Origin of the sequence: Sinorhizobium sp. M4_45 (assembly GCF_002885915.1) — a bacterium.
GTDB lineage: Bacteria > Pseudomonadota > Alphaproteobacteria > Rhizobiales > Rhizobiaceae > Sinorhizobium > Sinorhizobium meliloti_A.
Genome location: NZ_NWVE01000002.1, coordinates 144,640 through 163,612, shown reverse-complemented (window position 1 = coordinate 163,612; position 18,973 = coordinate 144,640). Strand labels below are relative to the sequence as shown.

Genomic DNA, 18,973 nt, shown 5'->3' with positions numbered 1-18,973 from the left:
ACAGCAACGCCGGGAATGCGGAAAGTCTGTGCTTGAAATTATATTCCGCCTTTTCGAATATATATTTCAATACTCCTCCGGAGCCCGCAAACAACGCGGAGTAACTGTTTGTGCGAGCCGCAGCACGGAGAGCGGCGTGCGAATCTAAATTAATTAAAAATTGGTTTAAATTTGCCGACGGCCATCTGACGGAGTCCATGACGAGGGGCGGATTCTTTGGCCGGACTCCCCCGTGTCGTCGCCAGCCGGAGCTAGACTCGCCAATACTCTCGGAAGGCCCTTGCGCCGGCGCGGGCCGGATTGAGGCGCGCGCAATAGGCAAAGTCCCGCCTGTTGGGCGGGACTTTGTTCCAGTTCAGGTTTCCGCCGGCATTTTTCACGCCGCCCGATCGACCGCCCATTTTCGCAGGATCTTCGCCGCCCGCTCTTCGCTGATCTCGACCATCCGGGCGAGACGCCGCTCCGGCCCTTCCTTGACGCGGCGGTTGAAGCCCGCCTCGTCGCCGAGATTGAGCAGATCGTCGCCGCCGTCGAAGCCGAAATCGGAGCCGAACCCCTCCATGAGGGCCCCCCCTGCGCCGGCGCCGGCCGGCGAGAAGTCCGGCAGTTCGAGCCCGGCGGCTTCGCCTTCAAGCTTGCCCGCCTGGCCGCCGAAGCCCAGCTGGCGCGCAAGCGGCCGCATCCCGAACCACACGACCAGGAAAGCGACTGCGACGAAGGCGAGCGCGTTGATGATGCCGCCGAGGTTGCGCGTCAGCATTTCCATGATCCCCGGACCCGGCACCGCCTGGTCGAGGAGCTGTGTCTCCACGAAATCCATGGCGTTCAACGTCACGACGTCGCCGCGGCCCGGATCTATCCCGGCGGCAGAGGAAACGATCTTCTGCATCTCCTGCAGATAGGCATCGATCTTCGCCTGATCCGCGGGTTCGCCAGCCATGGCCGCGAGGCGCCCGCGATTGACGACGACCGCGATCGACAGCCGCTCGATCGAATAGCTGTTCTTGACGGTGGCGATCGTCTTGCTGTTGATCTCGTAATTCGTCTGCTCTTCCTTCTTCGCCGCCTCGTCGCTCGACTGCTGACCGGCTCCGCCGCGCGGGGCGGCCTGGGGGACGTTCTGCTGGACCGTCGCGGCATTGTCCGGCTGCTGCTGGCTGGACTTCTGCTCTTCCTTGATCACGCGCGTCGAGCGCTCGACGCGCGATTCCGGATCGAAGACCGTCTCCTGAATCTGCTGCGCATCGGTGTTGAGCCTGGCGGTGACACTGGTGCGGAAATTGTCCATCCCGAGGAATGGCGCCAGCGCATTGTCGATCTTCTTTTCGAGATCGGACTGAACGTTCTGGACGACGCCGAGTGACTGATTGAGCGCGCTGTTCGACGGGTCGTCGCCGGATGCGAGCAGTTGGCCGGTCGAATCGAGAACGGTGACGTCGTCGACATCGAGGCCCGGCACGGACGACGCGACCAGATGCCGGATGGAGGACGCGGCGCCGCGGCCGACCGTGGCGCTTGCCCGTATCATGACCGAGGCCGTCGGCGTCTGCTCGGCCTTGCGGAAGCTGCCGCGCTCCGGCATGACGATGTGGACGCGTGCGGCGGCGATGCCGGAGATCTGCTGGATCGTGCGGGCGATTTCGCCCTCGAGCGCCCGAACGCGGGTCACTTCCTGCATGAAGGACGTGAGCCCGAGCGAACCGACATTGTCGAAGAGCTCGTAACCGGCATTGGCGCTGCTCGGCAGGCCGCGCTCGGCAAGCAGCAGACGGGCCTTGCCGGTCATGCCCACGGGCACCTGGATGCTGCCGCCGTCGGTGCCGACTTCGAAGTCGACGTTGGCCTCTGCAAGCGCAATGCTGATCTGGGTGACGTCGCTGCGTTCGAGACCGACATAGAGCGTCTCGAAGGACGGCCGGTTCACATAGATACCGGCACCGAGGATGAAGCCGATCGCCACGACGCCGGCCACGGCAAGCGCGATGAGCTTTCCTTGTCCGAGATCGCTCAGATTTTTCGTGAACATCGAGAATTGATCGAACAGATTCATTCTGTTTCCGCACCCAGTATCGCAAGGCACCCGCTCCGATTATCCGGTCGGTACCCTGCGCAGATCCAACATTCGGGTTTGCTGGAAAACGGCTTGCGCTCAGCCGTTCTGCATTAGCCGCGAATCTACCAGCCCCGGAAGCGAAGCTAGGACACGAAACTTGCGCGAACTTGGCGAAAGGTCAGGTATCGGCGAACTGTCGCGCAGCGCACCGTCCCGATCGCGCGGCGGCCCTCGTCCGCCAGTTGGGAGAGGGTTAGCCCTCGGGTTAAACCGGGTGCGACCCGAAGGAAGGGGCACTCCTCTGCGACGACGCCCCTCAGAAGGCCTCGAAGTCGCCGGCCGCCTTGGTCAGCGGCTGCGAATGCCCATGCCGGAGAATGCCGCTGCCGAGCGCCTTCTTCATGTCGGCCAGCTTGACGAGGCTGACTGCGGTGGTGACGTCGACCAGGCAGGTGTCGGGAATGGAGGCGGTGATGGTATCGATGAACTCGGCGAGCCCGCGCGTCTTCTGCACCGCAAGGTCGATGCCCTGCAGCACCATGATCCTGTCCGCGCCGGCGCCGGCATCGCTCATGAGTTGAGGCTCTATGCGCTCGATCAGATAAGCGACATCGTGGAGTTCCGTGACGACGCGCATCAGCACGTCCGGCAGAGATTCTTCCGCGTGAGGCTGGTTGTGGTCTTTCTGCATTGTTTCCTCACGTGGCCTCGGCCGGTATGATCAGAAGAATTCGATGGAGCTTTCGGCCGGCTTCGGCACGGCGGGCCGCTGGTCCATCTGAAGCGCCCGCTGTGCCTCCACGCCGGTCAGCGCATATTGCCGCGCGCGCCCTGACGACGGCCAGTATTCGAGCTTACGCCCGTGGTCGCCGCCGGTGCTTTCGCCGACGATGCGGATACCCTCGTCCATGAGGAACTGGCGCGCGAAGGCGGCATTCTGCTCGCCGACATTCGAGAAACGCGCAATCGTCCTGGCTCCGCCGAAGATCTTCGCCTCCAGCCGGTCGCGGCGCGCGCCCTGCTTCAGGAGGCCGTTGATGAGAAGCTCCATCAGGTGCACGCCGTAGCGCGTGGCGTCCGCGCCGGAACTCGGCGAGGTCGCCGATCCCGGCAGCAGGAAGTGATTCATGCCGCCGACGCCGGCCACCGGATCGCGCATGCAGGCGGCCACGCAGGAGCCGAGAATGGTCGAAAGCACGATATCCGGATCGTTGACGACCTTGAACTCGCCCTGAATGACATGAACGCGCCTGCCGGCAGCCTCGGTGTTCATTTCAGCGCCCCGAACACGGCCTCGATCGCGGCTTTCATCTTTTCGATCGTGAACGGCTTGGCCAGCACGTTGTTGGCGCCGAGCGCAGCCGCCTTCTGCACCAGCGCGCGGTCGCCCTGTGCCGTGAGGATGATGAAGGCCGCCTTCTTCGTGGCCGGGTTCGCACGCACCGCCTGGAGCAGGCCGAGCCCATCCATTTTCGGCATGTTGAAATCGGAGATGACCAGATGATGGGGATTCTGAGCCATGATCTTCATGCCCTGTTCCCCGTCACCGGCTGCGGTGATCTGCTTGAAGCCGAGCTGCTGCAGTGCGTCGCCCAAGAGCAGACGACTCGTGACCTGATCGTCGACGATCAGAACTTTTATCTTTTCGGCGAGAGACATTATTCGATTCCTTCTTTTCGGGCTGCCGCCGTCTTCAAAATCTCCTCCCCGATTGATCCGAGAGGGAGCTGCGTTTCGACCGCGCCCAATTCATAGGCGACGCGCGGCATGCCGTAGACGACACAGGTCTTTTCGTTCTGACCGAAGGTGCGTGCCCCGGCATGCCGCAATTTCAGAAGACCGGCGGCGCCATCGCGGCCCATTCCGGTAAGAATCACCCCGATGGCGTTGCGGCCCGCCAGTTCGGCGACGGAACCGAACAGCACGTCGACCGAGGGTCGATGTCCGTTGACCGCCGGCTGATCCACCAGTCGGCAGCAGGGCGCGGCGGCATTATGCACCTCAAGATGCCGTTCGCCGCCGGGCGCCAGGTAGACCTTTCCGACCTCGAGCCGCGCGCCATCCGTCGCCTCCTGGACCGTCGGGGCGCAAAGCCGGTTCAGCCGTTCGGCAAAGCTCTTCGTGAAGGTGTGCGGCATGTGTTGCGTGATCACCGTCGGCGGGCAATTCGCCGGGAACTTCTGCAGGACCGTGATCAGAGCCTCGACCCCGCCGGTCGAAGCTCCCATCGCGACGATCTTGCGCCCTGCCCTGTAGTCGGAAACGGCTGCCACCGCCGGCGCAGCCGCCCTGTTGCTGGTGATCATGGACTTGCGCTGCGAACGCGCGGCCGCCTTGACCTTGTCGGCGAGATCGCGGAACGGATGCGGATCCCCTTGCTGCGGCTTGCCGACGCAGTCGAAGGCGCCGATCTCGAGCGCGGCGATCGTCGCTTCCGCGCCCCTATGCGTCAGCGTCGAGACCATGATCACCGGCATGGGCCTCAGCCGCATGATCTTGTCGAGGAATTCGAGGCCGTTCATATTCGGCATCTCGATGTCGAGGGTCACGACATCGGGGTCGAGCTGCTTGATCGCCTGGCGCGCCTCGAGCGCGTCGGCAGCCTGACCGACGACCGTAATGTCCGGATCGGCATTGAGCACGGCGGAGATGAGGCCGCGCATGGTGGCCGAGTCGTCGACGACGAGAACACGTGCGGGAGTGCTCATGCCCGACCTCCGTGGAACTTGCCGGTGTGGCGATAGGTCGTGATGCCGATATTGTCGAAGAGCGCCTTTGCATCCCCCGACACGCGTTCCGAGTGGCCGATATAAAGGTGCCCGCCATTGTCCAGCACGCCGGCGAAGCGCGACCAGATCTTCATCTGCGTCGGCTCGTCGAAATAGATCACGACATTGCGGCAGAAGATCACGTCGAACGGCCCCTTGATTGGCCACTGCGCCATCAGGTTGAGTTCGTTGAAGGTGATCAGCCGCTTGACGCGATCGTCGACCTGCCATTTGCGGCGACCGCCGATTTCAACCTCGCTGAACCATTGCTTGCGCATGGCAGGGTTCACCGTCTCGATCGCCGTCGCGTCGTAGGCGCCGGCCCGCGCCAGCGCCAGGATCTTCGGATCGATATCGGTCGCGAGGATGCGAAAGTCGTAGTCCGCGGCATTGGGCAGCAGCGACAACACCGTCAGCGCCATCGAATAGGGCTCCTGGCCATCCGAACACGCCGCAGACCAGATGCGAACGCGGCCGCCGTTCTTCGCGCGGGCGATGAGACCCGGCAAAACGTCTGTTTTCAGGTGCTCGAAATGATGGTTTTCGCGGAAAAAGCGGGTGAAATTCGTCGTGAGATGCGAAAGCATGTCGCGGCGTGCCGCCGCGCCGGCAGGCGAAGCGACGAGCTGGCAGTACTCGCGGAACCCCTTCAGTCCGAGATTGCGAATATGCTTCGAAAGCCGCGAATAGACGAGCGATGCCTTCGATTCGTTGAGATAGATGCCGGCATCCGCGTAGATCATGGCGGCGATCTCGGTAAGATCGCGGCGGGTCAGCGGATATTCTCCGCTCGCGAGACATTCGTCCGGATACGGACTCTGATCGATGTTGGCCCGCACGCTCATGCCGCCTCCCTTTCCTCGCTCGGGAAGACCGAGTCGAGCTCTACGAGGCAGATCATGCGCCCCTCTATCGCCAACACGCCGCGTGCGAAACTCCGCTCGAAATCGGACGCGATGTCCGGTGTCGGCTGAATATCGCGGTCGGAGACGGTGAGAATGTCGGAAACGGCGTCGACCAGCAGGCCGACCACCCTGCTCTTGACCTGCGCGACGATGATCACGTGCCGAACCGTCGGCTCGGCCGCCTTCATGCCTAGCCGGGCGGAGAAATCGACGATCGGCAGCACGGCGCCGCGCAGATTGATGACGCCGAGCACGCAGGGGGGCGCATGCGGCATGGGGGTCGCCGGCGTCCATCCGCGAATTTCGCGCACCGACATGATGTTGACGCAGAATTCCTGGTCGCCGACGCGGAAGGCGATCAGCTCCCGTCCCCCACTGGTCAGATGTTTTGCGGCATTGGTCATGGGGATTATCCGGCGGCAGCAAGCGACATTTCGGGTTTCAGGGATTGCCCGCGCGACGCAGCAACGATGGCGTCGACATCGAGGATGAGTGCCACGCGCCCGTCGCCGAGAATGGTCGCCGCGGCGATGCCGGGCACATGCGTGTAGTTGGCTTCGAGGCTCTTGATCACCACCTGGCGCTGGCCCTGGATGGCATCGACCATCAGGGCGCGCTGGCCGCCGCCTTCGGATTCGACGAGAAGCGCCACACCTTCGACCGGGTTGGCCTGGGCCCCGCGAAAGTTCAGGATGCGGCCCACATCCACCAGCGGGCAGAAGGAGTCGCGGATCGAGATCAGCCGCTGGCTGGAACCGAAGCTGTGGATCGCGGAGGCCTCCGGCTGCAGCGTCTCGACGATTGCCGTCAGCGGCACGACGAGCGTCTGGTTGGCGACAGTCACCACCATGCCATCGAGGACGGCGAGCGTCAGCGGCAGGCTCATGGTGAAGATCGAGCCCTGGCCCGGCTTCGAAGAGATGTTGATGCGGCCACCGAGTGCCTGGATGGAGCGCTTGACGACATCCATGCCGACACCGCGGCCGGAAATGTCGGAGATCTTGTCGGCCGTGGAGAAACCCGCGTGGAAGATCAGGTTGTCGACCTCCTCGTCCGAAAGGTTTGCGTCCGCGGCAATGAGATCGTTGTCGATCGCCTTCTGGCGCACCTTCTCGCGATTGATGCCGGCGCCGTCGTCTGCAAGCTCGATGACGATGCGGCCGGAACGGTGCTTGGCCGTGAGCCGCACCGTTCCTTCTGGGTTCTTGCCCGCGGCAACCCGTTTTTCCGGCGTCTCGAGACCGTGATCGACCGCGTTGCGGATCATGTGCGTGAGCGGCTCGGCGAGCTTGTCGATGACCGTCTTGTCGACTTCCGTATTTTCACCCTCGGTGATGAGACGGACGGACTTGCCGGTCATGTCGGCGATTTCGCGAACGATGCGGGACATGCGCTGGAAGACCGGCTTGACCGGCTGCGCGCGGATCGCCATGACGCTATCCTGGATTTCGCGCGTAAGCTGCTGCAGTTCCTCCAGGCCCATATTGATCGACGACGTGCCGTTGGTGTCGTTTTCGATCACGCTCTGCGACAGCATCGCCTGGTTGATGACGAGTTCGCCGACGAGATTGATCAGGCGGTCGACCCGATCGAGATCGACGCGAATGGTCGGGGTTGCGGCGGAAGCGGCCTGCTGGGCGGCAGCCTGTGCCGCCGATGCCGATTGGGAAGTGCGGGCATTCTCCGGGGAGACGCGCGCCGTGGACTGCGCCATTTGCAGGACGTTGCTCGCCGTCTGCGCCGCCGCGACGGCCGCATTCCGGGGGTCGCCCTCGCTGGTGGCGGCCCGGTCCTCTTGCCCGGCAGGCGCCTGGGCTTCCTCCTCGAGGATCGAAAGGTCGAAGGGGACGGGCTGCATCGGCAGGTCCTCGTCCATCCCGACCGTACCGCCGGCGAGCGCGACGTCGAGGTCGCAATCCCACTCTGCGAATTCGAACACGGAGCGGATCGCCTCTTCGCCCTGGTCGGTCTTCAGCGAAACCTTCCAGGAGAAATAGGCCTCCTCCGGATTCATCCGGTCCAGCGGCGGCAGAGTGTCCATGTCGCAATGGATGCTCATTTCGCCGAGGCGCGAGAGATCGCGCAGGAGCAGCGTGGCGTCGTTGCCCTTGGAATAAAGATCCGACTTGGGCTTGAAGACGATCTCATAGGTGGACGGTTCGATCGTCGGCTCGTCGCCTGTCTCGAAATCGTCGAAGGAGAAGGCAACCGGCTGGAAGCCTTCCTCGTTGACGGCCGGAGCAGCCGGGGCAATGGCGGCCGGCGCCGCCTTCGGCGCGGATTCGGCGGCGGCTTGCGGCAATTCGCCGTTGGCGAGCGCTTCGAGTTCCTTGATCAGTTGCCGGCTGCGCGCCTCGTCGACGCCGCCGCCGTCACGGGCGGCGTTGGTGAGATCGGCAAGCACGTCCGCCGATCTCAGCATGACTTTCAATACGTCCTGATTGGGTTCCAGCCTGTTGGATCGAACGCAATCGAGCGTCGTCTCGAACACATGCGCGAAGGAGACGAGATCGTCGAGCCCGAAGGCGCCGGCGCCGCCCTTGATGGAATGGACCGCACGGAAAACGGCATTCACCGTTTCCGGATCGCGATCGCCGTCATTGAGCTTGAGGAGACCCGATTCCAGTTCCGCGAGTTGCTCCTCGCATTCCTGGAAGAAAATCTCTTTGATTTCGTTCATGTCCATTGGATGGCTGTCCCCGGAATTCAGGCCGTTACGCGCTCGATGGCATCGATCAGCTTGGTCGGGTCGAACGGTTTGACGATCCAGCCGGTGGCGCCCGCCTGCCGCGCACGGTTCTTCTTGTCCGCATCGCTCTCGGTGGTCAGCACGAGGATCGGCACCGCACGGTAGCGATCGTTCTTGCGCACACCCTCGATGAAGCCGAAGCCGTCGAGGCGCGGCATGTTGATGTCCGTTACGATGACGTCGGGGTTGGCCGTGTCGAGCTTCTCGAGGCCCTCGACGCCATCCTCCGCCTGGATCGTTTCGAATCCGGCATTGTTGAGGGTGACGAGAAGCATGTTCCGGATCGTCCGGGAATCGTCGACAGTCAGGACTCTCTTCTTCATTGCTCAAATCTCCTTTGCCATCAGGGGACCGATGTCCGCCCCGATGAGCTGTGTCGTCTTGATGAAAGCGTCGGACACCTCGGCAAAGGTGAAAGACAGGCGATCCGCTTCCCAGCTTCTCGCGGCGGCCATGAGCACCTGGACACAAAGCGCCCCGACGCGCTCGACGGCGGACGCGTCGATCGCCACGGCGCCGCCTTTCAGTGCCAGGAGCCTTTCATGCAGCACCGTTGCCTCGTTCAGGTCCAATACCGGAGCGAGCTTCAGCGTGTTTCGTGCGGAGTTTCTGCTGGCCATTTTTCCCTCGCTTGACATGCCCTGCTAACGCCGCCATCCGGCCAGATGACGTTCGGAAGTGACTTCGACGAACGGGCTCGTGGTCTCGTCTCCCGGCGCTTCTATCCTCATCCGCGGGGCGAAGCTCGCGGCCGATCTCGCCTGACGGTCGAGATGAAAGCGACGGACGGTCTCGCCCAGCTCCACGATGACACCGTGAAGATCGTCGGCCGACGCGAGTGCCGCGCCCCCGAGTGCGGCGCTTCGGTTCATCGCCCGCGCGATCCCGCCGATCTCCGAGGTTGCGGAGGCAAGATCGCTCACCTGACATTCCGCCTCGCGGGCAATGCCGGTGACGGCCTCGTTTATGGAGATTACCTGTTCGGCGATGCTGCTGATCGCGTGCTGTGTCCGGCCGACGATCTCGACGCCGGCCACGACCTGGCCCTTGGTTCCGGTCACGAGTTGCTTGATCTCGCGCGCCGCTTCGCCGGAGCGTTGCGCGAGCGCACGCACCTCCTGTGCGACGACCGCGAAACCGCGGCCGCTTTCGCCCGCCCGTGCGGCCTCGATACCTGCGTTGAGGGCCAGGAGATTGGTCTGGAAGGCGATCTCGTCGATCACGCCGATGATCTGACCGATCTTCTCGGCGGAAGCCTCGATGTCCGCCATGGCAGAGATCGCCTGACCGGCGATCTCGCCGCTGCGTTCCACGGCGATCCGCGTCTCGCCTGCCTTGGCCTCGGTCTCGGCGATCCGGATCGATCCGGTGCGAATCCGCTCGGTTACGGTGCCGAGGCTCACGAGATGCTGGTCGATGGCTTTCGCTTCTGCGCCGGCATTGCCCGAGAATTCGGCGGCACTGCCGCGCAGCTCCGAGACGATGGCCTCGGCCGCCGTGGCGCGTTTATCGGCCGCAAGCAGCGCATCCCTGATCTGGTCCAATGCCGTGTTGAGGCCTGCCACGATCGGCTGGTAGGTATCCGGCGCATCTTCCGGAAGACGCGCAGTCAGGTCGCCCTCCCCGAGAGCCCGAAGAAAATCCGAGAAGAGTGTCTTCAACTCGCTTTCGTCGTCCCGACGCTGCTCCGAAAGCTGCCGCTGGTGCTGCTGGCGCAGCGCGTTGAAACGCAGCGAGACTGCAATCTCCGTATCGACGAAGGCAGTGCGCACGAGAGCGGCGACGAGATCGCGGAGTTCTTGCCTGCGTGCCTTGCCGAGGGAGAGGATCGATTTCGGCCAGGCATCCTCGATCGCACCGAGAATAAGGTGCTCGAGCACGATCGCATGACTTGCGATCTGCCAGCGCGGGTCGAGACCCATGCGGCTTTCGGTATCGGCGAGGACCTTTACGCGCTCCGCATAAAGCCCGTCGAAACGCGCATCCGTGAGCACGTTCCAGTGTGACGACTGCAGGTCGTGAAGCCGATCGATCTGGCGATCGCTGTCGAAGCGGCGCGCCGCATTGGGATTGCTCTGCAGACGGTGCGAAAAATCACGGAGCGCAAGCTCGATGCGTGGCGAAAGAGCCTGGCGGCGATCGCGCAGCAGCGCGGAGGCATCCTCGTCGAGACCGGCAAAGCGCAGGCGTTCCAGCAGGCTGCCCGCCTGGCCCTTTCTCGCCTGTTCTGACGCTTCCTGTTTCACCCTGGTCCCCGGCTGCTGATGCGTCCCGCATTCGAAATCTGCTGGGGAGGGTCGCCGCCGGCGGCCGATCACGCCCACCCGATAGAGCAGCGCGCCCGGAAGCGCCCGCCATCGTCCGTCCCACAGTGATTTCAATGAAAGTGGATACCGGACCGAAACCGGTACGGCGGTGCGGCATCATGCCTTGAGGAGAAGTAGAGACTTCCTATTCCGACGTGTTGGACCATGTTTATGGTTAATTCCTTGCTTGAAAGTTAATGCCTCATGCCTCCTAACCGGAATCGCTAAAATTCAACCGGAGCTTTGCCGTCCGCTAGCGATGCAACGTTTTCTTTGAACGCAGCCACAGGTTTTCAATGATGAGAGTTTAGAATTGCGGATCTGCTTGCCGTTGAGTATCGAAGCATACAGCGTCATGCGTCTCCCATCGGACGGGCAGAGGTCGCTATAGCATTTGAAGTGCTGCATGTTCCTTGTGTCGGCTGCGATTCAGAACATGCAGGTATGATGGCGCGAACTACGCGTTGAGTAGCATCTTCAGGCAATGGGCGGCATCATGACGGTGCGCCACGGGACGTGAACAATGATTGTTCTTGGAATAGGCGCCATCATCACCGCAACGCTCGCAATGGCGGCGATATCGATCGTCGTCAACCTTGAGCATGGCCGCGCAGCGAGCAGAACGTCCGTCTTCTGAGATTCCTTTACGGATCACTCCGGACATGCGCAGCAGTGCGCCGGCGCCATGTCTCGGCATAAGCCGCACAGGCGTCCGGCTTTGCGGCCCGTATCGGCTCGGTCCCCGTCCTGACGCGGGCGCCCGCAACGAGGCAGGCGGCGCCGAGGCTCGTTCCCGTACTGTTCAGCCTGTTGGCAAGCACCGGCCGGCCGGTGGCGGCGGCAAGCATCCTCAGATAGGCGTCGTTTAAGGCAAACGGCCCCTCGACCAGGATCTCGCCCCTTGCCCCGATCAGATCGAGGCAGGTCGCCGTCATCAGTGCAAGATAAAAGGAGACGACCGCGAGCCGTTCGGCGGGAGCGAGCTTGCCTTCGTCCGTCGTCCAGCATGAGCGCGCAGCCGGAAACGGCCCCGAACCACCCGGCAGCGACGGCAGCAGCATATGCCCTTGTTCCAGGACACTGGCTTCGGCCTCGGGCGAGGCCGGCGGCGGATCGTCGCCGATCAGCAGGGAATAGGCGCGCCCGCCCATGAAGCGGGCCGAAGGCACCGGATCACCGAGTGCGTTGACGTTGATGAGCGTGTCGCGCCGCTCGTCGAGTTTCACGGGCTCGGCGCCGACGGCGAGCATCACCACCCAGGTTCCGGTCGAGATTACGGAGAACGGCGCCTGGCGCGTAATGAGATGCGGCAGCAGCGAGGCGTTCGAATCGTGAATGCCGCAGTGGACCGGCGTTTCCGGCGGCAGGCCCGTCTCATCGGCAACCTGCCGAAGCAGGGGACCAAGCACGTCGCCCGCCCTTCGCACCGGCGCGAAGAGAGAGCGCCAACCCTGCTCATCGACCATCGACGAGAAGGTTGCCGCCTTCGGATTCCAGAGATCGGTGTGGCAGCCGAGCGAGGTCAACTCGCTCGTCCTGACCCCCGTCAGCCGGTAGGACCAATATTGCGCATAGGTGAGGATCGTCGCGACGCGGGCGAAATGCTCCGGAAACATGCGCTGCTGCCAGAAGAGCTGAGCGCCGACATTGAGCCCCATCGGCAGCCGCGCCGAACCGGTCTGCGTGAAAGGAGGGCGCGCCTTCTCGTATTCCTCCGCGAGCGCATCCGGACCGGCGAATTCATAATCCAGAACCGGCAAGGCGAGCTCGCCCGCCTCATCGAGGAGCACGGCGGTCGCGCCATGCGTGGTCACCGAAATCGCATCCACCGGGTGCTCGCCGTGAAGCGCGGCCAGACTGTCGAGAATGAAACGCCAGAGGCGCTCGGTGTCGAAATGCGGGTAAAGCCCGTCAGCGCTGACACCATTGCCGGCTTTGCGCACGGCGATTTCCTCGAAGCGCTCGAGATCGACCAGTGCGACCTTGGCGTTTGTCTTGCCGATATCGATGACGGCGACGGTTTTCATCATCATTTGAGATGGAAGACGGTTTTGAGCGGCACGGCGACCGGCTCGTTGTCGGCGCGGGTCTCCATGATATCGGCCATATGGGCCCACCATTTCCGCATCACCGGGTGCGACGGCAGATCGGCCATCCTGTGATCGTCCGAACGCCAGAGGACGCCGAAGAGCAGGCCGTTCTCCTCATCGAGGTGGATCGAATAATCGGAGACACCGGCGTCCTTCAGGAGCGTGACCAACTCCGGCCAGATCGCGTCGTGACGCGCCTGGTATTCGGCGGCCTTGCCGGGATGGAGTCGCATGCGGAATGCGTATTTTTCCATGACTTGCATCTCAACGAACGGAACGGCGGCGGGCGCGCTGCCAGAGAATCGGCAACGCGATCACCGAAATCAGGAGCAGGCCGATGAAGATCGACATGACGATGCCGGGCACGTTCAGGAGGCCGAAGCCGAAAGTGACCATGCCCATGATCAGCGCCGCCAGCACGACCCCGGGTATCGTGCCGGAGCCGCCAAGAATGTTGACGCCGCCGAGCACCACCATGGTCACGACCTCGAGCTCCCAGCCGAGCGCGATCGAGGGCCGTGTGGAGCCGAGCCGCGAGGTGAGGCAGACGGAGGCGAGCCCGGCCATAAGGCCGGTCAGCAGGAAGAGCGTGAACTTGACGCGCCCGACTCGCACACCGGAAAAGAGTGCCGCCGTCTGGTTGTTGCCGATGGCATAGACGGCACGGCCGAAATTCGTCCTGTGCAGCAGGACTGCGTAAATGACGGCGAGCACGACGAAGAGCGTGAACTCGAAGGAGAAAACCCACCAGACATAACCTTGGCCGAACCAGGCGAAGCTCTCGGGATAGCCGGTAAAGGCCTGGTCGCCGAGCACGATGAAGGACAGGCCGCGAAACAGGCTCATGGTGCCGATCGTCACCACGATCGACGGCAGACCCAGGCCTGTGATCAGGAGCCCGTTGACGAGACCGCAGAGGAGACCGACGCCAAGGCCGGTCGCGACGAGCGCGGGTGTGCCGAACCCGAGTTGCACCGCATAGCCCATGGCTGTCGAGGCAAGGGCGATGATGGAAGCGACCGAGAGGTCGATCTCGCCGGAGATGATCACCAGCGCCATGGCGAAGGCGATCATCGCCTTTTCGGTGAAGTTGAACGTGGCGTCGGAGAGGTTCCACGGATCGAGGAAGTAGGGTGACGCCAGCGAATTGCCGAGGAAGATCACGGCGGCGACCACGAAGAGCAGCGCTTCCCAGCTCTTCAGAAGGCGAGCGCCGCCTCCTTGCAGGCGATCGGGAATGTGGCGGGAAGAAATTTGCGCGTCCGCCATCAGACCGCCTCCGCTTTCTTGAGAATGACCCTGCCCTTGCGCCGCTCGGCGCGGGCGTTGACGGCAACCGCGATGATGATGACCGTTCCGGATATCGCCAGCTGTGCGAAGGGCGAGATATTGATGACCGGCAGGGCGTTCTTGATCACGCCGAGGAAGAGCGCTCCGAGGACGGCGCCCGCCACAGAGCCGATGCCGCCGGCGATCGAAATGCCGCCGATGACACAGGCCGCGATGATGTCGAGCTCGAAGCCGGCCGCGATGTCCACATAGGCGACCGCATAGCGCGATACCCAGAGGTAGCCCGACAGGCCCGCAAGCGCGCCCGAGAGGCAATAGGCGAAGAAACGCGTGCGTCCGACATCGATGCCGGTATAGACGGCTGCGTGCGGATTGCCGCCGACGGCGTAGAAGGCGCGTCCGAGCGGCGTGCGACCCATGACGAGGAACATCAGCGCGACCATGACGAGCGAGAGCCAGGAAAGCACCGGCATGCCGGCCACATCCAGCCGCGGCAGCGCCTTGAAGGCGTCGCTCATCTCATGGGCATTGATCCACTTGCCGTTCGTCAGCACGAAGATCAGGCCGCGATAGATCGTCAGCGTCCCGAGCGTGACGACGATCGGGGGAATATCGAGCTTCCAGACCAACGCGCCGTTGATCGCCCCGAGAAAGCCGCCCAGCACCATGACGGCAACAAGGATGAGCGGTATCGGCAGGTCGGGAAAGGCGTTGTTCAACATGGCCGCGACCATGCCGCAGAGCGCCAGGTTGGCCGCCATCGACAAATCGATGCAGCGGGTGAGAATGACGGCCATCTGCCCCAGCGCCAGAATGACGAGGATAGAGGTGTCGCCATAGACGCGCGCAAGATTGGAAGGAGCCACGAAAGCCGGAAAGCGCAAGGCGATCAGGGCAAGCAGTACCGCAATCGCGACCACGAGCAGGATTTCTCGGTTCTTGAGGAGCCTGGCCATCATGCGGCCCTCCCATCGGCTTGCGTTTCTATGCCGGCTGCGGCGCGCACCAGCTTCTCGGCGGTCAGTTCCGACCGCTCGTATCTTCCGACGACGCGCCCCTCGCGCATGACGATGACGCGGTCCGACATCTCCATGATCTCGGGAATTTCAGAGGAAACCATGATGACGCTCAAGCCTTGCGCCGCAAGCTCGCTCATGAAGGCATGAACGGCGGCCTTGGAGCCGATATCGATGCCCTTGGTCGGCTCGTCGAGGACGATGACCTTCGGCCGGGTGGCGAGCCACTTGGCGATGACCACCTTCTGCTGGTTGCCGCCGGAAAGCGTGCCGACGTCCTGATCGAGCGCGGCGGCCCGCAGATCGAGGCGGGAGGTGTATTCGCGCGCCAGCGCGAATTCCTCGGCAAGCCGCAGGAAGCCCGAGCGCGAGGTCTGTGAAAGCGAGGGCAGCGTGACGTTCTGGAAGATCGGCATGCCGATGATCGCTCCCTGCCGTCCGCGCTCTTCCGGTACATAGACGATGCCGGCGCGGATCGCCTCCGCCGGGCTGCGGATGACCAGCACCTCGCCGTCAAGTTTCACGGCACCGGCGGACGGGCGGGTGATGCCGATCAGCGACTGCATGAATTCCGAACGCCCGGCGCCGACAAGGCCATAGAAACCGAGGATCTCGCCGCGCCTGAGTTCGAAGTTGATGTCCTCGAATTCGGTCGGGTGGCGATAACCGGAAACGGTAAGCACCGGCTGACCGATCGTCACCTCCTTCTTCGGATAGACGGAGCCGACGGCGCGGCCGACCATCATGCGGACGAGATCGTCCTGGCTGACGTCGGCGATCAGCCCTTCGCCGATCATCGCTCCGTCGCGAAAGACGGTGTAGCGGTCGGCGATGCGGAATATCTCATCGAATTTGTGGCTGATGAACAGGATGGCCTTGCCGTCGGCCTTGAGCCGCTCGATCAGTTCGTAGAGCTCGTGAATTTCCTTGTGCGACAGTGCGGCCGTCGGCTCGTCCATGATGACGACGCGCGCATCGACCGAGAGCGCCCGGGCGATCGCGACCAGATGCTTCTTGGCGATGCCGAGATCGCGCAGGCGGATGGTCGGGTCGAAATCGGCGCCCGCGCGGCGCAACAGGGCCTGAGCGTCGGCGTTGAGCTTCTTCCAGTCGATGAGACCGAACCGGTTGCGTGGAGCGTGGCCGAGAAAGATGTTTTCCGCGACGGAGAGCTCGTCGAAGAGCACCGTCTCCTGATGAATCGCCGTGACCCCGGCGCGGGACGCCGCAAGGGCGGTCGGAAAGGTGGTCTCCGTATCGCCGAGCCGGATGCTGCCCGCATCGGGCTGATAGATGCCGGTCAGTATCTTGACGAGCGTCGACTTGCCGGCGCCGTTCTCGCCGACCAGCGCCGTCACCGAACCGGGATAGAGAGCGAGCGATACATCGGAAAGAGCGCGCACGCCCGGAAAGGACTTCGATATGCCCTCAAGCGCAATGGCGGGCTTCATCCGCGATGTGGTTGTGTCCTGCAACAAGAGTGGATCCACCAGTTCGGTCGTTTCAATTGGATGGCGGCCAGGTCCTCGATCGCATGAGGCTGCCCCTCATCCTGTCCCTATCCCTCTCCCCGTTCGGAGAGGGATAGGAGAAGATCGCCGCACGTCGCTTCTCCCCGTCAGAACGGGGAGAAGGTGGCCGGCAGGCCGGATGAGGGGCGGACGCCGCCTACTCGTGACGATCAGAAGATCTTCGCGAATTCCTCGACATTCGAGGCATCATAGACGAACGGGTCGGCCATGGCGCCTTCGTTGTTCTCGTCGAGCTTGACCGTGCCCATGCGGCCCATCTTGAGTTCCGCGCCGGGCTTGGCTTCGGCACCGTTGATGAGGTCGTAGGCGATCATCGTTGCCGAATAGCCGAGGTCGATCGGGTTCCAGATGGCGAAGGACTTCGAGGCGCCGGACTTCACGTGTCCGGCCATTTCGGAGGGAAGGCCCAGACCGGTGACGTTGATCTGGCCGATCTTGCCGGCGTCGGTCACGGCCTGCGCCGCGGCGACGATGCCGACGGAGGTCGGCGCTATGATGGCCTTCAGGTTCGGATGGGACTGGATGAGCCCTTGCGTCTCGCGATAGGACTTGTCGGCCAGGTCGTCGCCATAGACGGTGGCGACCACATTGATGCCCTTGTAGTTGCCCTGGACCTTCTTCATTTCGGCGATCCACGTATTCTGGTTGGTCGCCGTTGCGGAGGCCGAGAGCACTGCGACGTCGCCGCCTTCGGGCAGGTTGTCGGCGGCGAGCTTGATGATCATGTTGCCGATCAGCGGGCTCGAGGACGGGTTGAGATGCATCAGGCGGCCTTCCTTGGCCACACCCGAATCCCAGGAGATGACTTTGATGCCGCGGTCCATCGCCTTCTTCAGCGCAGGGACGAGCGCGTCCGTGTCGTTGGCAGAAACCGCGATCGCATCGACTTTCTGGGCGATCAGCGAGTTGATCACTTCGATCTGGCCTTCGGCCGTCGTCGAGGTCGGGCCGGTATAGATGATCTCGACGTCGCCGAGTTCCTTGGCCGCTTCCTGAGCGCCCTTGTTGGCCGCTTCGAAGAAGCCGATGCCCAACGCCTTGACGACAAGGGCGATCTTCTTGTTCTCCGCATGAGCGGCATTTGCCATCAGCGCCACGGCGACGGCGGCCGTCACCATCAATGATTTTAGGACTTTCATCGTTTTTCTCTCCTCCCATGGGCCCGCATCCGGAGTGGCTGCGTCTTCCTGCCCGAACAATTGTTTCCCGATCTTCACCCGGAAGCTCGGGACATCAGCTCCTCTCCCCATGCTTCATGCGGGTGTCGAAGCCTTTTCGGCGTCGGCCTTGGCGCTCTGAGCGGCGACGATCAGGCTGACGCCGGCATTTTCAAGCATCGAGGCATGTCTGTCCTCGATACCCGAATCGGTAATGACGGTGGCGATGCGCTTGAGACCGCACAGAATGAGACTCGAGCGCCTGTGAAATTTCGAGGAATCGACGAGCACGACGAGGTCGTCGGCCTGGTCGATCAGCTTCTGCTCAGCCTGGATCAGCAGCGGATCGGCCTCCATCAGCCCGAGAGGCCCCAGCCCCTGCGCCCCCATGAACATGCGCCGCGCATAGAAGTTGCGCGTCACGTCGTTCTCGAAGGGGCTCAATATGATGTTCTGCTCGCGATAGATCGTCCCGCCCGACAGCATGACGGTGTTCTTGGAATGCTTGAGCAGGTGCTCGGCGATCGGGAAGGAATTGGTGAAGACCTGCATTCGGCGATTGGCGAGGAAATGCACCATCTGAAAGGTCGTGGTGCCGCCATTGATGATGATCGGTTCGCCGTCCTGACAGAGCGCCACCGCTTCCCGGGCGATCGCCTGCTTCTCCCGCGCATGCAGGCCTTCGTTCACCCGGAAGGGGCGGCCGGCAAGGCCTACGAACTGCGGAGGGTTGATCGCTTCGGCACCGCCCCTGACACGGCGCAGCCGCTTTTGCACATGCAGTGCCGCGATGTCGCGGCGGATCGTCGCCTCCGAACTGCCGGTGAGATCGACCAGTTCAGGCACGGTTGCGACCGGCTTTTCCTGCACCGCCGACAGGATGATCCTGTGTCTCTCTTTCTCGTGCATGCGCTCCTCCGATGCTCCGCATGCTTCCATCCCTTCCGAGCATTGTCAATCACAATCAATCATGTTTTTTCATTGTGCGGCGCATCATGAAAGTTTTTGATCGTTTTTGATTGACACCGGGGTAATCACCGTGTGATCTGGTGCCAATCATAGGGCCGCGGTTCCACGTTGCGGCAGCCAGATCAGCGGGAGGAGTTC

General features: G+C 63.0%; 18 protein-coding genes. All 18 read right to left on the bottom strand.

Annotated features, from left to right (window positions below):
• Positions 1–376: 376 nt before the first annotated feature.
• Entirely contained in the window at positions 377–2,050 is a 1,674-nt protein-coding gene (gene fliF / locus CN933_RS06410; RefSeq protein WP_018094210.1) for a flagellar basal-body MS-ring/collar protein FliF, read from the bottom strand.
• Between the two features lie 319 nt (positions 2,051–2,369).
• A complete protein-coding gene (gene cheT / locus CN933_RS06405; RefSeq protein WP_018094209.1) occupies positions 2,370–2,744 on the bottom strand; it encodes a chemotaxis protein CheT in 375 nt (124 codons plus the stop codon).
• A gap of 30 nt (positions 2,745–2,774) precedes the next feature.
• On the bottom strand, positions 2,775–3,326 hold the full coding sequence (gene cheD, locus CN933_RS06400) for a chemoreceptor glutamine deamidase CheD (RefSeq protein WP_018094208.1): 552 nt from the start codon (positions 3,324–3,326) through the stop codon (positions 2,775–2,777).
• The gene (locus CN933_RS06395) at positions 3,323–3,712 is read right to left on the bottom strand and encodes a response regulator (protein ID WP_003529938.1); all 390 of its coding nucleotides are present in this window, start codon (positions 3,710–3,712) and stop codon (positions 3,323–3,325) included. Before CN933_RS06395 ends, cheD begins: the two co-directional genes overlap by 4 nt.
• On the bottom strand, positions 3,712–4,761 hold the full coding sequence (locus tag CN933_RS06390; protein WP_018094207.1) for a protein-glutamate methylesterase/protein-glutamine glutaminase: 1,050 nt from the start codon (positions 4,759–4,761) through the stop codon (positions 3,712–3,714). Before CN933_RS06390 ends, CN933_RS06395 begins: the two co-directional genes overlap by 1 nt.
• Positions 4,758–5,666 (bottom strand): protein-glutamate O-methyltransferase CheR, encoded by a 909-nt coding sequence (gene cheR, locus CN933_RS06385; protein ID WP_018094206.1) that lies wholly within the window; start codon positions 5,664–5,666, stop codon positions 4,758–4,760. Before cheR ends, CN933_RS06390 begins: the two co-directional genes overlap by 4 nt.
• On the bottom strand, positions 5,663–6,130 hold the full coding sequence (locus CN933_RS06380) for a chemotaxis protein CheW (protein WP_018094205.1): 468 nt from the start codon (positions 6,128–6,130) through the stop codon (positions 5,663–5,665). The genes cheR and CN933_RS06380 overlap by 4 nt, the downstream gene beginning before the upstream one ends.
• 5 nt (positions 6,131–6,135) lie before the next feature.
• The gene (locus tag CN933_RS06375) at positions 6,136–8,412 is read right to left on the bottom strand and encodes a chemotaxis protein CheA (protein WP_018094204.1); all 2,277 of its coding nucleotides are present in this window, start codon (positions 8,410–8,412) and stop codon (positions 6,136–6,138) included.
• Between the two features lie 20 nt (positions 8,413–8,432).
• A complete protein-coding gene (locus CN933_RS06370; RefSeq protein WP_018094203.1) occupies positions 8,433–8,798 on the bottom strand; it encodes a response regulator in 366 nt (121 codons plus the stop codon).
• Between the two features lie 3 nt (positions 8,799–8,801).
• Positions 8,802–9,095, bottom strand: coding sequence for an STAS domain-containing protein (locus CN933_RS06365; protein WP_018094202.1), 294 nt, complete (start codon positions 9,093–9,095; stop codon positions 8,802–8,804).
• A 24-nt stretch (positions 9,096–9,119) separates the two neighbouring features.
• Positions 9,120–10,721, bottom strand: a complete 1,602-nt coding sequence (locus CN933_RS06360; RefSeq protein ID WP_018094201.1) for a globin-coupled sensor protein — start codon at positions 10,719–10,721, stop codon at positions 9,120–9,122.
• 704 nt (positions 10,722–11,425) lie between these two features.
• Complete coding sequence (locus CN933_RS06355; protein WP_018094199.1) at positions 11,426–12,814, bottom strand: FGGY-family carbohydrate kinase; 1,389 nt, start codon at positions 12,812–12,814, stop codon at positions 11,426–11,428.
• Positions 12,811–13,125 carry an L-rhamnose mutarotase gene (gene rhaM / locus CN933_RS06350; protein WP_018094198.1) on the bottom strand — a complete coding sequence of 105 codons (315 nt, stop codon included), beginning with the start codon at positions 13,123–13,125 and terminating at the stop codon, positions 12,811–12,813. Before rhaM ends, CN933_RS06355 begins: the two co-directional genes overlap by 4 nt.
• A 10-nt stretch (positions 13,126–13,135) precedes the next feature.
• Positions 13,136–14,140: an ABC transporter permease gene (locus CN933_RS06345; protein ID WP_018094197.1), complete on the bottom strand. Its 1,005-nt coding sequence runs from the start codon at positions 14,138–14,140 to the stop codon at positions 13,136–13,138.
• Entirely contained in the window at positions 14,140–15,120 is a 981-nt protein-coding gene (locus CN933_RS06340) for an ABC transporter permease (RefSeq protein ID WP_018094196.1), read from the bottom strand. The genes CN933_RS06345 and CN933_RS06340 overlap by 1 nt, the downstream gene beginning before the upstream one ends.
• Complete coding sequence (locus tag CN933_RS06335; protein ID WP_018094195.1) at positions 15,117–16,628, bottom strand: sugar ABC transporter ATP-binding protein; 1,512 nt, start codon at positions 16,626–16,628, stop codon at positions 15,117–15,119. The genes CN933_RS06340 and CN933_RS06335 overlap by 4 nt, the downstream gene beginning before the upstream one ends.
• Before the next feature lie 230 nt (positions 16,629–16,858).
• Entirely contained in the window at positions 16,859–17,848 is a 990-nt protein-coding gene (rhaS, locus tag CN933_RS06330; RefSeq protein ID WP_004436001.1) for a rhamnose ABC transporter substrate-binding protein, read from the bottom strand.
• A 114-nt stretch (positions 17,849–17,962) separates the two neighbouring features.
• Positions 17,963–18,775: a DeoR/GlpR family DNA-binding transcription regulator gene (locus tag CN933_RS06325; protein ID WP_018094194.1), complete on the bottom strand. Its 813-nt coding sequence runs from the start codon at positions 18,773–18,775 to the stop codon at positions 17,963–17,965.
• Positions 18,776–18,973: the final 198 nt, after the last annotated feature.